14 protein-coding genes and 2 tRNA genes are annotated in these 14,242 nt (G+C 57.2%); 7 read left to right on the forward strand and 9 right to left on the reverse strand.

All coding sequences use genetic code 11. From position 1 onward, the window contains the following. The 4 genes from WCE46_RS10900 to WCE46_RS10915 form a co-directional block, all read right to left on the reverse strand. The coding region (locus WCE46_RS10900) for a bifunctional 5,6,7,8-tetrahydromethanopterin hydro-lyase/3-hexulose-6-phosphate synthase (RefSeq protein ID WP_424733748.1) at positions 1-1,159 on the reverse strand (1,159 nt) is incomplete at its 3' end. Between the two features lie 78 nt (positions 1,160-1,237). Next, positions 1,238-2,032 carry a PhzF family phenazine biosynthesis protein gene (locus WCE46_RS10905; RefSeq protein WP_424733749.1) on the reverse strand — a complete coding sequence of 265 codons (795 nt, stop codon included), beginning with the start codon at positions 2,030-2,032 and terminating at the stop codon, positions 1,238-1,240. A 396-nt stretch (positions 2,033-2,428) separates the two neighbouring features. Next, positions 2,429-2,600, reverse strand: a tRNA-Trp gene (locus WCE46_RS10910). A 74-nt stretch (positions 2,601-2,674) separates the two neighbouring features. Further along, positions 2,675-2,797 carry a hypothetical protein gene (locus tag WCE46_RS10915; protein WP_424733750.1) on the reverse strand — a complete coding sequence of 41 codons (123 nt, stop codon included), beginning with the start codon at positions 2,795-2,797 and terminating at the stop codon, positions 2,675-2,677. A 28-nt stretch (positions 2,798-2,825) separates the two neighbouring features. Between WCE46_RS10915 and WCE46_RS10920 the strand changes: the two genes are divergently transcribed. Next, positions 2,826-4,526 carry an AMP-binding protein gene (locus WCE46_RS10920; protein WP_424733751.1) on the forward strand — a complete coding sequence of 567 codons (1,701 nt, stop codon included), beginning with the start codon at positions 2,826-2,828 and terminating at the stop codon, positions 4,524-4,526. A gap of 340 nt (positions 4,527-4,866) precedes the next feature. On the opposite strand, the gene WCE46_RS10925 is transcribed toward WCE46_RS10920, so the two are convergent. From WCE46_RS10925 to WCE46_RS10945, 5 genes are all read right to left on the reverse strand, one after another. After that, positions 4,867-6,330 carry an MFS transporter gene (locus WCE46_RS10925; protein ID WP_424733752.1) on the reverse strand — a complete coding sequence of 488 codons (1,464 nt, stop codon included), beginning with the start codon at positions 6,328-6,330 and terminating at the stop codon, positions 4,867-4,869. Between the two features lie 144 nt (positions 6,331-6,474). Continuing rightward, positions 6,475-6,663: a hypothetical protein gene (locus WCE46_RS10930; protein WP_424733753.1), complete on the reverse strand. Its 189-nt coding sequence runs from the start codon at positions 6,661-6,663 to the stop codon at positions 6,475-6,477. Between the two features lie 66 nt (positions 6,664-6,729). Then, a complete protein-coding gene (locus WCE46_RS10935) occupies positions 6,730-6,942 on the reverse strand; it encodes a DUF3006 domain-containing protein (protein WP_424733755.1) in 213 nt (70 codons plus the stop codon). Positions 6,943-6,957: 15 nt separating this feature from the next. After that, the gene (locus tag WCE46_RS10940; RefSeq protein WP_424733756.1) at positions 6,958-8,292 is read right to left on the reverse strand and encodes an amidohydrolase; all 1,335 of its coding nucleotides are present in this window, start codon (positions 8,290-8,292) and stop codon (positions 6,958-6,960) included. 16 nt (positions 8,293-8,308) lie between these two features. After that, a complete protein-coding gene (locus tag WCE46_RS10945; RefSeq protein WP_424733757.1) occupies positions 8,309-8,980 on the reverse strand; it encodes an MTAP family purine nucleoside phosphorylase in 672 nt (223 codons plus the stop codon). Positions 8,981-9,170: 190 nt separating this feature from the next. On the opposite strand from WCE46_RS10945, the gene WCE46_RS10950 reads away from it, so the two are divergent. From WCE46_RS10950 to WCE46_RS10975, 6 genes are all read left to right on the forward strand, one after another. Continuing rightward, entirely contained in the window at positions 9,171-10,367 is a 1,197-nt protein-coding gene (locus WCE46_RS10950; RefSeq protein WP_424733758.1) for a nicotinate phosphoribosyltransferase, read from the forward strand. A gap of 110 nt (positions 10,368-10,477) precedes the next feature. Beyond that, positions 10,478-10,549, forward strand: a tRNA-Ala gene (locus WCE46_RS10955). 64 nt (positions 10,550-10,613) lie between these two features. After that, positions 10,614-11,243, forward strand: coding sequence for a DUF47 domain-containing protein (locus WCE46_RS10960; RefSeq protein ID WP_424733759.1), 630 nt, complete (start codon positions 10,614-10,616; stop codon positions 11,241-11,243). Continuing rightward, entirely contained in the window at positions 11,240-12,433 is a 1,194-nt protein-coding gene (locus WCE46_RS10965) for an anion permease (RefSeq protein WP_424733760.1), read from the forward strand. The genes WCE46_RS10960 and WCE46_RS10965 overlap by 4 nt, the downstream gene beginning before the upstream one ends. A gap of 58 nt (positions 12,434-12,491) precedes the next feature. After that, a complete protein-coding gene (locus WCE46_RS10970; RefSeq protein WP_424733761.1) occupies positions 12,492-13,121 on the forward strand; it encodes a DUF47 domain-containing protein in 630 nt (209 codons plus the stop codon). 42 nt (positions 13,122-13,163) lie between these two features. Further along, entirely contained in the window at positions 13,164-14,195 is a 1,032-nt protein-coding gene (locus WCE46_RS10975) for an anion permease (protein WP_424733763.1), read from the forward strand. Positions 14,196-14,242: the final 47 nt, after the last annotated feature.

Here is a 14,242-nt window from a genome sequence, read left to right on the forward strand (position 1 = left end):
ACTGGTCAATCTCTTCGCGGTTGAGCTGGTCAAGGAACTCGTCGGTTGCGTGCTCGATGTCCTTGCTCGCGGTGATACCGCGGCCGACCACGAGGATATCTGCGCCTGCCTTGAGAGCGTCTTTCACGACTTCAACACGGATACCACCGGCAGTTGCAACCAGCAGTTTCCCGCCTGCTGCCTTCTTCATCGCCGCGATGTCTCCCCATGCGTGGGCGGTTTCTTCGGTGTCGATTGCACGGTGGAGCTCGACGATGTCAGGCTTCACTTTAAGCTTCTCGATGAGCTTTGCCGGGTTCTGCACGTTGAGCATATCGATGATCGAGTAGATGCCGACTTTGCGGGCTTCCGCAACCGCCTTCTCGATCGTGGAGGTCGGGGCGAGTCCCGATACAACGACCGCATCGGCGGTCGCATCGGCTGCCATCCGGGCTTCGAGGTTGCCGGTGTCGAGAATCTTCATGTCCGCGATGATGAACGCATTCGGGCGAAGCTTGCGGATCTCGCCGATGACACCGAGGCCGAACTTCTTGATGAGCGGGGTTCCCGCCTCGATGATCACGTGGTCGTTCTGCGGCACTTCCTTTAAGACCTGGGCGACCTTGCCCATGTCCACGAGGTCCATCGCGACCTGCAGGTACGGTGGGTCCCAGAGCCGGGTGACCTTGAATCCCATGATGCCGTGGGCTGCACGGTCTTTCTCGTACACGAGAGTCTTTTGGTCCGGGAACTTGTCGAGCGCCCGGTGGATGGCAAGCTTCGTCGCGCCGTAGTTGTACCGGTAGATCTTGTTGTAGTCCTTTGCGTCAGGGTGGACGAACGCGGACACCATGATGACCACGCTCTCGATGTCGAGCCCCTTGAACGCATCCTCCTCAACACAGTCTGCGACCGCCTTTGCGACCGCGGCCTGCACGGGGCCGAACATCTCGTTGACCTGGGTCATGTCCTTTAACGTGACCTTCGGGATAACGATCGTGGCCGGCTTCGTGAGCAGGTTCGGGCGGACAACCGCAAGAAGGGGCGTGTGCCCCATGGACAGCTGCGAGATTGAGTTTGCAAATGCTGAACCGACAGGACCTTCCTTATCTCCCATCAACAGGTCGATATGCGCCAGTTCCGCGCCATCGCCTATGAGTGCTTCTCCGACAAGATACATTCTAATCTTTTATCTCCTGTTAGATATGTGACCGTCAACCATGATAAGATTACGCGGGGCGCCCCGGCCGCCCGCCGTTCACACAAGCAGTTGTCCCGAGAAGACATGCACCGCGTGCCCGCCGATGTGCACCCGGTTGCCTTTGAGCGTGACCCTGACCGTCCCGCCCCGTAAAGAACACTGGAACCCGGAGAGTTCGGTCTTGTGGAGTTTCTCCCCCCAGAACGGCCCGAGGCAGCAGTGCGCGGAACCGGTCACCGGATCCTCCGGGACTCCCACGGACGGGGCAAAGAACCGGGAGACAAAATCAAAATCAGGAAGATCGGAAGCCGCAGTCACGATGATTCCCCGTGCAGGAATATCCGCGAGGGCGATCATATCGGGTTCGCAGTCGCAGACATCGGACGCGGCGGGAAGTTCCACGAGCAGGTCGAACCGGTTCTTCCCGGTAAAAACGGGCGTCGCCCCGAGCGCCCGGTCGAGGCCGGGGACCGGTGGGATGGCATGGGCAGGCTCGGCAGGAAAATCAAGGGTGATCAAGTCCCCGTGCTCGCGGGCGACAAGCGTCCCCGAGAGCGTCTCAAACGATACGGGCAAACCCTGGGGGACTCTCGCAGTCATCCAGAGCACAAATGCCGCGGCAAGTGTCGCGTGGCCGCAGAGTTCCACTTCTTTTGCCGGGGTAAACCAGCGCAGGTTCCAGACCCCTGCGGAACCGGGATGGAGAAACGCAGTTTCCGAATGGTTCAGTTCAGCAGCGACCTGCTGCATCCACCCGGGATCGGCCGGGCCATCCATAACGCAGACCCCGGCAGGGTTCCCCCGGAAGGGATGGCCGGTGAAGGCATCGACAACGTGCAGTTCGTGACCCATAAGAGTGGATTGGTATGCCGGTCGATAAAACATACGGGAGAACCGGGACCGACATAGATCAATCGGGCAACGCCGAGACTCTAAAAATTATGTGACAGGAAATTTTTTATGAGGGCTCGTGAGCCTCAGGGCCCCACACGGGGCACGGCGGGGCAGGAAGGTTTTTTTGATGAATCCAACGGTGTTCCTGTTGGCCGGCATCAGATCCGTTTCAAAGTATTTTTTGTCCCTTGCCCGCCGCGGGGGCGTCCCTTCGGGGGCGGCGGAATCCATCGTTCCTGTGAGGGAGATGCACGCATATTCATCATATCCCAGACAATTTTTCAGAAAACTACTCAAAAGTTAAGGTCTTGCCGGGACGCTCCGCTGCGGAGGGAAAATTCTTATGAGAAAACGTGGGGTTGGTGAGATTTGAACTCACGATCGACGGGTCTCTCCGACATGCGCATCAGTGCTCCAACGGGTCATCATCCAATTTCAGTCAGTAGACCCATTGTCATCATCTGCGAGCACGAAGAACGCAAAGACCGCTGGAGCCCGTCGCCATTCCGGGCTTGGCCACAACCCCGCTCGTCATGCTAACTGTGAATATGCCACAGCTGACTGTACAAGATCGTGCTGACGAAATTTAATTGTTTTCCTTTACCGGTCGTTTTTCCCCATGTTCCGCACGCCGGCGGCCGGGACTCCTCCGGTGCACAGGGCATCCCGCCCTTTCGCGTACAAAAATCCGCCCGGACTCCCGGTCATATCATCAGTAGTCATATATCCTGTGATTACTCCATACTTTACGATGGACAAGGGCAGTTATACGTGCGGGACTTCGGAATTCCCCCTGCTGGGAATGACGATGGGTGAGATGATCGACCACATCGCGGCAAAGTACCCTGAGAACGAGGCGATAGTCTCCGTCCACCAGAACATCCGCTGGACGTACCGGGAGTTCCAGGCAAAGGTTAACGAGGTCGCCCGGGCGCTCATGGGCCTTGGCGTGGAAAAAGGCGACCGGGTCGGCATCTGGGCGATGAACCACGCCGAGTGGATCGTGGTGCAGTTTGCGACCGCCAAGATCGGGGCGATCATGGTCAACATCAACCCCGCCTACCGCACGTACGAGCTCGAGTATGTCCTCAAGCAGGCTGAGATCCAGACCCTTCTCCTGCAGGGGCGGTTCAAGACCTCGGATTATGTCGGCATGTTCTACGAAGCCTGTCCCGAGGCCTACGAGCAGAAGCCGGGAAAAATTTCAAGCGAAAAGTTCCCTTTCCTAAAAAACGTCGTCTTCATTGGCAACATCCCGTACAACGGCATGTACACATGGGATGAATTTCTGGAAAAGGCTGAAGACATCACGATGGACGAGCTCATCGAACGGGGAGAAGCCCTCTCCTTTGACGACCCCATCAACATCCAGTACACGAGCGGCACGACGGGGTTCCCGAAGGGTGTTGTCCTCACCCACCATAGCGTGCTCAATAACGGGTATATCATCGGCGAGGGCATGGGCTTTACCGAGAAAGACCGGCTCTGTATCCCTGTCCCGTTCTACCACTGCTTCGGCATGGTCCTCTCCAACATGGCCTCCGCCACCCACGGGACGACCATGGTTTTGCCCTGTCCCACGTTCGATGCCGAGGAAGTCTTAAAGACCATCGAGAAGGAACGCTGCACCGCGGTCCACGGCGTCCCCACGATGTTTATCGCCGAACTCTCCCTCCCCAGCTTCCCCAGATACAACCTCACGTCCCTGCGGACCGGCATCATGGCCGGCTCGCCCTGCCCGATTGAAGTGATGAAACAGGTCAACCAGAAGATGAACATGCGGGACATCGTGATCGTGTACGGCCAGACCGAGACTTCGCCCGGCGTCACGATGACCACGACAAAAGACCCGCTTGAGCGGCGTGTCACCACCATCGGAAAGGCGTTTCCCCACACCGAACTCAAGATTGTCGACCCGAAAACCGGCAAGATCGTCCCGATGGGAGAGATCGGGGAGATCTGTGCCCGCGGTTACTGCGTGATGAAGTGCTATTACAACAACCCGTCGGCCACTCATGCAACGCTTGACAAGGACCACTGGAACCACACCGGCGACCTCGCCACGATGGACGAGGAGGGCTATTTCAGGGTCGTGGGCCGGTTAAAGGACATGGTGATCCGGGGCGGCGAAAACATCTACCCCCGTGAAATCGAGGAGTTCCTGCACCACCACGAGAAGATATCCGATGTGTACGTGGTCGGCGTGCCGGACATCAAGTACGGCGAGGAGCTCTGCGCATGGGTGAAGGTAAAGGATGGCCAGACGCTCACCGAGGACGAGGTAAAGAATTTCTGCAAAGGAAAGATCGCCCACTTCAAGATCCCCCGGTATGTCATGTTCGTGAACGAGTTCCCCATCAATATCTCCGGCAAGATCCAGAAGTACCTGATGCGGGAGGAATCGATAAAGAAGCTCGGGCTTGAAGCGGCGGAAAATATCAAGACTGCGTAATAGACCGGGCGGGTTTTTTACCCGGCATCGGAATCTTTTTTTGGCCTCTGTTCACGGTAACAAATCTTACCGTACTTCCGCACAAAAACCGGATAATTACAAAAGGGCGAAAGGGAAGTTACTCATGCACTATTCGTTGCGATGAGCCCGCCGCCTCCGAAGGGACGCCCCCGCGGCAGATTAATGACGATTTCATTTTGCGCTGATAAGCACTTGCCCCGCCGTGCCCCGGAGGGGCCCTGAGGCGGGGAGGCATCGCAATCAGGATGAATTGCCACTCTAGATTTCAAATTTAATGGACGCTCTTGTTACATTGCGATCTTAATTAAAAATGGAGCCGTTATCCCTCAACAGGCTTCTGCCCGCCCCGCTTCCCCCGGGCAAGGGATGCGAAAATCCCGATCACGCACATGATCGTGAAGAGGATAAACGCCCAGTGCAGGCTCTCTGTGAACTGCGGGTAATACGCGGGCGTGATCTCCACCTGGCCGATGATGATGGCAAAGAGCATCATCGCAATGCCCATGGAGAGCATCTGCCCCAGCAAGCGCATCGTCCCGTTAAGGCCGGACGCGACGCCGTAATACTTTTTCTCCACGGCGCTCATGATCGCGTTCGTGTTCGGGGACGAGAAGAGCCCAAAGCCGAGGCCGAGGATCATGAGCACCATGATGATGTACCAGAGCGGGGTCGTTTCAGTCAGGAAGATCAACAAAAAGAGCCCGAGTGCGGTAAATCCCATGCCGACCGACGATATGATCTGCGAGTCGTACCGGTCCGAGAGCCGGCCGGCAAACGGGGATACAATCATCTGGACAAACGGGGCCGCAACGATGATAAATCCTGCATATTCCGCCGAGAACCCCTTGGTGTACTGGAGATCAAGGCTGAGCAGGAAGGCAACCGCATAGGTGGCGGAATAGTTGATCAGCGCGGCGATATTCGAGAAAGCGAAGATACGACTCTTAAAGAAGAGCTGCATGTTCAGGACCGGATATGTCAGCCGCTGCTCGTACCAGATAAAAACGCCGATCAGAACGACCCCGGTAACCAGAAGGATGCCCCCCGTGATGTCAGGGAGTACGGAGAACCCGTACATGATCGCGACAAGCGCAACGCTGTAGAGGAGCGATCCCGGGATATCAAATTTCTCGCCGGTGCATTCCGCCCACTCGCCTTTGAGTTTCCAGAGGATGAGGATCGCAGCGGCGATCGCGATGGGCACGTTGATGTAGAAGATGCTCCGCCACCCGAAGACATCGGTGAGGATACCGCCGAAAAACGGCCCGAGAGTGAGCCCCAGGTACACGGCCGAGATATACAACCCGAGCGCTTTACCCCGCTCACCCGGGGGATACACCGCTGTCAGGATCGCAAGCGACGTACCGAAGATCATCGCAGCGCCTATTCCCTGTATTACCCGGACGCTGATCATCTGCTGTTCGGTCGCAACAAGGGTCATAACGAGCGATGCAGCGCCAAACAGGCAGATGCCGGAGAGGAAGATCTTTTTCCTCCCGTAAATGTCAGCAAGTTTCCCGAACGGGACAAGGAACAGGGCAGAAGCAAGGATATACGCGGTCGCGACCCAGGAAAGGGCGATCGCATCCATGTGGAACGCGGTGCCGATCGTGGGCAGCGCGATATTTACTGCTGATCCGTCAAACGGTGTAAGAAAACCGGCAAGGATCGCGATCAGGAGGACAATGCGTTTTTCCGTTGCGGTGACCGGCAGGGCAGGTACACGGCAGATCGCCGGATCCTGACGGCCGGCGTCAATAGTGGCAGGGACTTCCACAGGCATGATATACTCCCGGTGAAATCAGGGAACAAGTAAGTTTTTTTAGAAATTATGACGTGAACAGGTGGACCGGCAGGGCACCGGCACCCGTTGTTCCGGAGGTATCCGGCGGCGGGCTGTTCGTCCGCACCAGCCGGACCTGTTCCGTTATAACACGCCGAACCATGCGATATATGACATGACCACCATCACGACAACAAGTACGATCAGGATCTTATACCCGCACTTGTCGCAGATACCAAGATACGAGGGGTGGCAGTCGTGGCAGTACTCGGATTTGCAGACCTTACATGTCGTATTGTGGGTATGATCTGCGTGGTTCTCGCAAGTAGTCATAATTCAATTGTTCGGCGCGAAACGCTAAAGAAGTGTCGGATGAGGGATGGCCCGTTCAGGGGCGGTCTACTTCCGGATCAGGTCCGCGATGAGACGGGAGACCCGGGCCTGCGCTTCGTTAGTCGCAGCCTCATCCCGTTCGATGGAGATGGTGAGGATGTCACCCTCGCCGGACCCTGCCGGAAGGAGCGCAGAGGGGATATTGAGCCGGAGATTTTCCTTTTCCGGGATGACAATAACGGCGAAAGTCTCCCCGATACGATCGATAACGGCCTTCATGGACAACTGATCCGTTCACACGGGGGTCTGTGCCCGTCTGACAAGGCCGGTGGCTGCGTGTGCGGCATTTTTGAGGATATCAGCCTCACCCGGGATCTCATGGTCGAGCATCAGCACCCGGCCGTTGCAGATCGTGGTCTCCACAGCAGCCCCGTTACAGGCATACACAAGATTGGAGGCGGCGTTATGGAGCGGCGTGTTGCATGGCGTCCTGGTTGAGACAAGGATAATATCGGCAGGCGCCCCGGCAGTAAGGGTGCCGGTGCCAAAGCCCAGTGCCTTTGCACCGTTTGTGGTCGCCATCGCAAGCGCAGCCGGCGCCGGGAGCACGGTCGGATCGTTCCAGAAGAACTTCTGGAGGAGGGCGGCGATCTTCATCTCTTCGAACATGTCGAGGTTGTTGTTCGATGCACACCCGTCCGTCCCGAGGCAGATGTTTGCCCCGGCTGCCGCAAGCTGCGGGTACGGCATCGCCCGGTGGGTGGCAAGTTTCATGTTGCTTGCCGGGTTGTGGGCGACATGTGCACCCCTTTTGCCGAGAAGCGCACATTCCGCATCGTCCAGCCAGCACCCGTGTGCCGCGATGGTCCGGGGGGTCAGGATACCGCATTCATCCAGCAGGGCGGCCGGACGTTTCCCGTGCAGCGAGACGCAATCGTTCACTTCTTTTTCAGTCTCCGAGAGATGGATATGAATTGGGATCTGCTGGTCGCGGGCAAATTCGGCGCACCATTTCAGCCCTTCTGGTGAGACCGTGTAGGGGGCATGTGGGCCGGCCGCGGCGCGTATCCTCGGGTTGTCCATCTTTTTTATGTGGGCGGCAAGCGTTTCGGTCGCTTTGCACTCGTGCTCCCGTTTTTCTGCATCGCCAAGATCGATGAACCCGTAGCAGAGCAGGGCACGGATGCCGGCCTCGTCCACGGCCTTTGCGGCGGACTCCATCTGGAAGTACATGTCGTTAAAGGCCGTTGTCCCGGTCCGGATCATCTCAAGGCAGGCAAGTTTCGTGCCCCAGTAGACGTCATCAGCGGTCAGGTGGGCTTCGAGCGGCCAGATCTTCTGACTGAGCCAGTCCTGCAGGACCATATCGTCCGCGTAGCCCCGCAGGAGCGACATTGCCGCATGCGTATGTGTGTTTGAGAGGCCCGCGAGAGCGAGTGCGCCGTCGCCATCGATGATGAATTCGGCCTCGCCCCGGTGCCGTTTGCGGATATCCCGGCCGATATCAGTGATGGTCTCCGCCGCGTCGATGAAGATATCCACCGGCTTGTTGTCGGCGAGAACATTGGTGATGAGCACCGATTTTTTCTTCCCGAATATGTCTGCTGTCTCGTGTTTTTGTTCTGTCATGGTGGTATTCCCCGTGTTATCCCATCTGCTGAATAATCGCGCTGACAATCTCCTCGGTCCGGTGGCTGTAGGCTTTCGAGGTCGAGAGAATGTGGTCGTACGTGAGCACATCTTTTCCCAGACCGTTTGCGTAATTATCGATCGTGCAGAGCGCAGCAAAGTCCATACCGAGTTCGCAGGCAAGCGTCGCTTCCGAGGCGACCGTCATCCCCACGACATCGGCAACCTTTGCAAGCGCCGCCACTTCGGCGACGGTCTCGATCCGGGGCCCCCGGGTCTGAACGTAGACGCCCCCAAGCCGGGCTTCTGGCACCACCGAGGAAAGTTTCTCTGCAAGTGCCCGCGGGAGTTCCGGCCTGACATGCTCGATCTTGTGGTCGTGGATGGAGGGGATATCGGTCACGCTGATATAATCGGTCGGGATAAGGAGCATCCCCGGCGCGATCTCCGTTTTAAGCGAGCCCGAGGAACCGAACGCGATAATATGGTCGACACCGGCGATCGCCATCGCCGCGAGGTTTGCCCGGTAATTGATCCGGTGCGGCGGCCGGCCGTGCTGGTGACGCATCAGCATCACGATATCACCGCAGAGGAGGTCGGCGCTCCCAAAAGGCGTGGCGACACTCTCTTTTTTTAAGTCCGGCAGGGTCGAAAAGAGCAGGCTTGTCCCGCCGATGATACCAAGCATCAGGCAATGCCCCCTGCATCTTCGCAGGAAATCCTGCGGGAAAATGAATGCCACTCCATGGATCTTCGAAACAAAGGTTGTGTGCACCGGCACTAATACCTAGCGCACAGGAGACGTTGCGGGGCCTGGTATTTTCATACGACCACCATTAAACGTAAATTTGTCCCGGCACCAATAACATCCTATGGGCATGTTCGATACCGTCAGCGACGAGATGATAAAAAAGGGAGAGTGTACCGACATCTATTTTGTCCGCACCGAGGAGATCCTGGAAAAAGAGCAGGTCAACCCGGTCGTATCCATGGAGGTGACCGCGGTGGCGCTCCCGGATTCGTGGGGGATCGTCTGCGGTTTATCTGATGTGCTCGCGCTTCTCGAAGGTGTGCCCGTGACGGTCGATGCAATGCCGGAGGGGACGCTTTTTTACCCGGGTGAACCGGTCCTCCGCATCACCGGCCGATACCGGGACTTCTGCCGGTACGAGACCGCTATCCTCGGTTTCCTCTGCCATGCCTCCGGGATCGCATCGGCGACCGCCCACATTATGTGCGAGGCAAAGGGCAGGCCCGTGTATTCCTTTGGTTCCCGTCGGCAGCACCCGTCGATTGCTATGATGATCGAGCGGGCCGCGTGGATTGGTGGTGCTGACGGGGTATCGAACACCTGCGCCCCAAAGGGCATGCCGGTCGTCGGCACGATGCCGCACGCGATGGTGATGTGCTTTAAAAAACCGGAAGATGCCTGGCGCGCCTTTGACCGCGATGCCCCGACCGCAGTCCCCCGCATCATGCTCTGCGATACCTACTGCGATGAGAAGACGGAGTCACTGAATGCGGCCGAGTGTGGCGCGACGGCGGTCCGGCTCGATACGCCCCGCTCCCGGCGCGGAAATATGCGTGCGATCATCGAGGAGGTACGGTGGGAACTGGACTCACACGGGTATTCCCGGGTAAAGATTTTCCTCTCGGGCGGGGTGACAAAGGAGGATGTGATCGCCTACCGGGACTGCGTCGATGCATTCGGGATCGGGGGGGCAATCGCAAACGCCCCCGTGGTCGACTTTGCGCTGGATATTGTGGAGATCGAAGGAAAACCCAAGGCGAAAAGGGGAAAGCGGAGCGGGATCAAGCAGGTCTACCAGCTCGTGTGTGAAAAACACCGGACCCTGCCCGTGGGGCAGACCCCGCCCGCAAATGCCGCTCCGCTGATCCGCCAGTATATCGTGGATGGAAGGATCGTGAAGCAATCGGATATGCAGGAGGCACGTGAGCGGGTGCTCAAATGGATCCGCAGATCAACCGAAACAACCGAGGAGAAAAAGGAGCCGGGAAAAAAGAATGGGAAAAACGGCTCGCAGAAGAAGCCAACCGCCGTTCCGAAAGCCTGATGAGGCCCTCACGTGTTTTTCGTTTTTATGCTCCGGACCTTCCCCATGCCCGGGGGTATGGGCAGGAGCACCCAATTCTTTTAACCTATGCCGTGCAACAATGTTAGAGCGGGCCGGTAGATCAGTGGTAGATCGCTTCCTTGGCATGGAAGAGGCCGCGGGTTCAATTCCCGCCCGGTCCATTCGTTCATTCCCGTTTTTGCACATGTTTTTATATTCCCGGACAGACGATTAAGTCCTGATACCATGCGCATCCGCGACCTGATCCTGCCCGAAGACCAGATCTTCTTTACCCTCTTTAAGGACATGGCCGGTAAGATCAAAGAAGCCGCGACGACCTTAAACGAGATCACTCACGAGCTTCCCGAAGGAACGGAAAAATCCCACAAGGTGCGCCAGATCGAGCACCTCGGGGACGAGACGACCCGCCATATTTACGAGCGCCTCAACGAGTCGCTTATCACGCCACTTGAACCGGACGAGATCGCCCGGCTTGCCCCCGCATTTGACGACGTGCTGGACAAACTCGACTGGGTGACCCACCAGATCGCCACCTACGAGCTCCCGAAGTCAAACGACGTCTTAAAAGAATATTCATATCTGATTGTCATGACCTCAAATGAGATCGGCGATGCGCTGGATGCCCTTGCGACCTTAAGCCATCCGGCCGATGTCAGCAGCCACGTGGTCGAGATCAGCCGGCTCTACAACCTGTCAGGAGAACTGCTCTCACGGGCCGTGCTCGACCTCTTCAAGACCGAGGACCTGCTGCTGATCATCAAACTCAAGGATATCTACGAGAGCATGGCAAAGGTAATGGAAAAATGCAACGATGTGGGCCATGCCCTCTCTGATATTTCGATGAGTCACGCATGACCGGCTATGATCCTGTCATCCTGTTCGGCATCGTCCTTGCGCTCGCCCTGAATTTTTTTAACGGGCTTGCCGACGCCGCACAGGGTGTCGCAACGGTTGTCGCAACACGGGCCCTCTCCCCCGCAAAAGCTGTTTTCCTGACCGGGGTCTGTAATATGGCCGGGCCCTTTATCTTTACGACCGCGGTTGCCGCAACGATCGGGACCGCCATCGTCCATGCCGATGCGCTGACCCCGGAGACCATCATTGTTGCCATGCTTGCGTCAACGACGCTCGTGTTCTGTGCAACAAAACTCGGCTTCCCGGTTTCAAGCAGCCATGCGCTCATCGGCGGCCTTGTCGGGTCAAGTATCGCCGCATTCGGGCTTGCTGCGGTCATTTACCCCACCTGGAGCGTGATCGGGCAGATCGTTGTCTGGGGACTGCTCGGAGCCGTGATCGGGGCCGCTGCGGTCGGGGCTGTTGCCGCTGCATTTGAAGGTGACATACGGCTTGCTCTCATTATCGGGGCCATCGGCGGGGCTGCATTTGCCATTCCGGTCATGATGGTCATTGGCGTGCTCAAGATTACCGGGCTGCTTGTAGTTATCCTCTTCATCTTTATCTCGCCCGTCCTTGGCGCGGTCACCGCATTTCTTTTTGATGTGCTCATCTCGCACCTGTTCAAGAACTCCCGCCAGAACCGGATGAAGCGGATCTTTTCGCCGCTCCAGATCGTTGCCTGCCTCTTCCAGGCCACCAGCCACGGCGCAAACGACGGGATGCACGCGGTGGGTGTGATTACCGCACTTCTTGTCGCGGGCGGCATCCTTACCGTTTTTGCGGTCCCGACATGGGTGCTCCTGCTCTCCGCCATCGCCATCGGGCTTGGCACCTGTTTTGGCGGCTGGAAGGTCGTGGACCGGATGGCAAAAGGCATTACGAAGATCCGCCCCTACCAGGGGTTCTGCGCAGGGACGGCCGGCAGTACTACCCTTGCCCTCGTCACGATGCAGGGTATCCCGGTCTCGTCCAACCACGTGATCAGCGGCGCGATCGTCGGCGTTGGCGCGACCCGGGGCAAAAATGCAGTCCGGTGGAAGGTCGTACAGGAGATGATGACCGCCTGGGTTATCACGATCCCGCTCGCGGCGCTCTCTGCATTTGTCGGGTACCTTCTCTTTGCAACAGTATCTACAGTTCTCCTGTGAGTACTGTATTTCGCTATATTTTTCAGGTTGCTCGACTGATTACCAGTAGGTTTAGTGTATGGGACTCCGTGAATTGCTGATACCACAGGACAAGATATTCTTCGAGATGTTCGAACGCCAGGCTGCAACAGTACGGGAAGCGGCGTACCAGCTGGTGGCATTGAGCGAGGACTTCACTAATGTCAGGGACAAGAGGCATGCGATCGAGCTGCTCGAACACCAGGGCGACCAGATCACCCATGGCATCTATGAGCAGCTCAACCGTACCTTTATTACACCCCTTGACCCGGAAGAGATCTCCCGTCTCGCATCGGCACTCGACGATGTACTGGACTACATCGACAGCTCGGCAGAGAAGATGTTCTATTACGGCATCGACAACACGGATTCACACATGGTGGAACTCTCAAAGCTGATCCACCTCTCCACCATCGAGATCGAAGGGGCAGTAAAAGGCATCCGTTCGATCAAGGATCCGCGGTACATCGAGGAGCGCTGTATCGAGGTCAACCGGCTGGAGAACCTTGCAGACGATGTGCTTGCCCATGCGGTGACCGATCTCTTCAAGACCACTGACGCAATCTCGATCATCAAGCTCAAGGACATCTATGAAAATCTCGAAACGGCGACCGATTACTGCGAGGATGTGGCAAACATTCTCTCAGACATCGCCATCCGGCACTCCTGAGGCGATTCTTTTGAAGCAGAGGTGTAGTGGAGAAGGATACCCATGATTGCGGCGCCGCTGATCCTCATTATCGCGATCATTATCATAGCGCTCGTTTTCGATTTCACGAACGGGTTCCATGATTCGGCCAATTCGATCTCGACTGTGGTATCCACAAAAGTGCTCTCGCCCCGGAATGCCGTGGTGTTTGCGGCGTTTTTTAATTTCCTCGCGGCGTTCGGTTTCGGGGTGGCGGTGGCAGACACCATCAGCAATATCGTGGAACTCAACGTCGTTGCGACCGCGGTTATCCCCTATATCATCCTTGGTGCATTGACCGGCGCCATCAGCTGGAACCTGATCACCTGGTTCTTTGGCCTCCCGACATCGTCGTCCCACGCGCTTATCGGGGGTCTCGCCGGTGCCGGTATCTCTGCGGCGGGACTAGCCGCCATCAAATGGTCGACCGTTGGTCAGGTCGCGCTCTTTATGGTGCTCTCACCGATGATTGGCCTTACCTGTGGCTTTTTATTTATGGCTGCGATCCTCTGGCTCACCCGCAAATCCAACAAACCGACGGCAGAAGTGCATTTCAGGAGGCTTCAGCTCTGTTCTGCTGCCGCATACAGTTTCAGCCACGGGACAAACGATGCACAGAAGACGATGGGGATCATCGTCCCGCTCCTCTTTTCTATCGGGTACTTCAGCGCGGGTGTCAATACCAGCCACCTTCCAGTGCCGTTCTGGGTGATCATCATCTGTTATACGACGATTGCTCTTGGGACCCTCTCCGGCGGGTGGCGGATTGTCAGGACCATGGGGTACAAGATCACGAAGCTCCGCCCGGTGAACGGTTTTGCCGCAGAGACTGCCGGGGCTGCAACGATCCTCGGTGCATCTGCGGCCGGTATCCCGGTGAGCACGACGCACGTGATCTGTTCATCCATTATGGGCGTTGGTTCCACGATGGGCACGAGTACGGTAAAATGGGGTGTTGCGCGAAGCATCATGATCGCATGGATCCTTACCATCCCCATCAGTGCGCTGATCGGTTTTGCCTCATTCCAGCTGATCCGGATCTTCATCGGGTACTAACTTCTCTGGTTAGAATGGGATCTAAAAGAATAAACGAAAAAAACAAT

The sequence above is a fragment of the Methanoregula sp. genome (genome assembly GCF_049690535.1).
Taxonomy (GTDB): domain Archaea; phylum Halobacteriota; class Methanomicrobia; order Methanomicrobiales; family Methanospirillaceae; genus Methanoregula.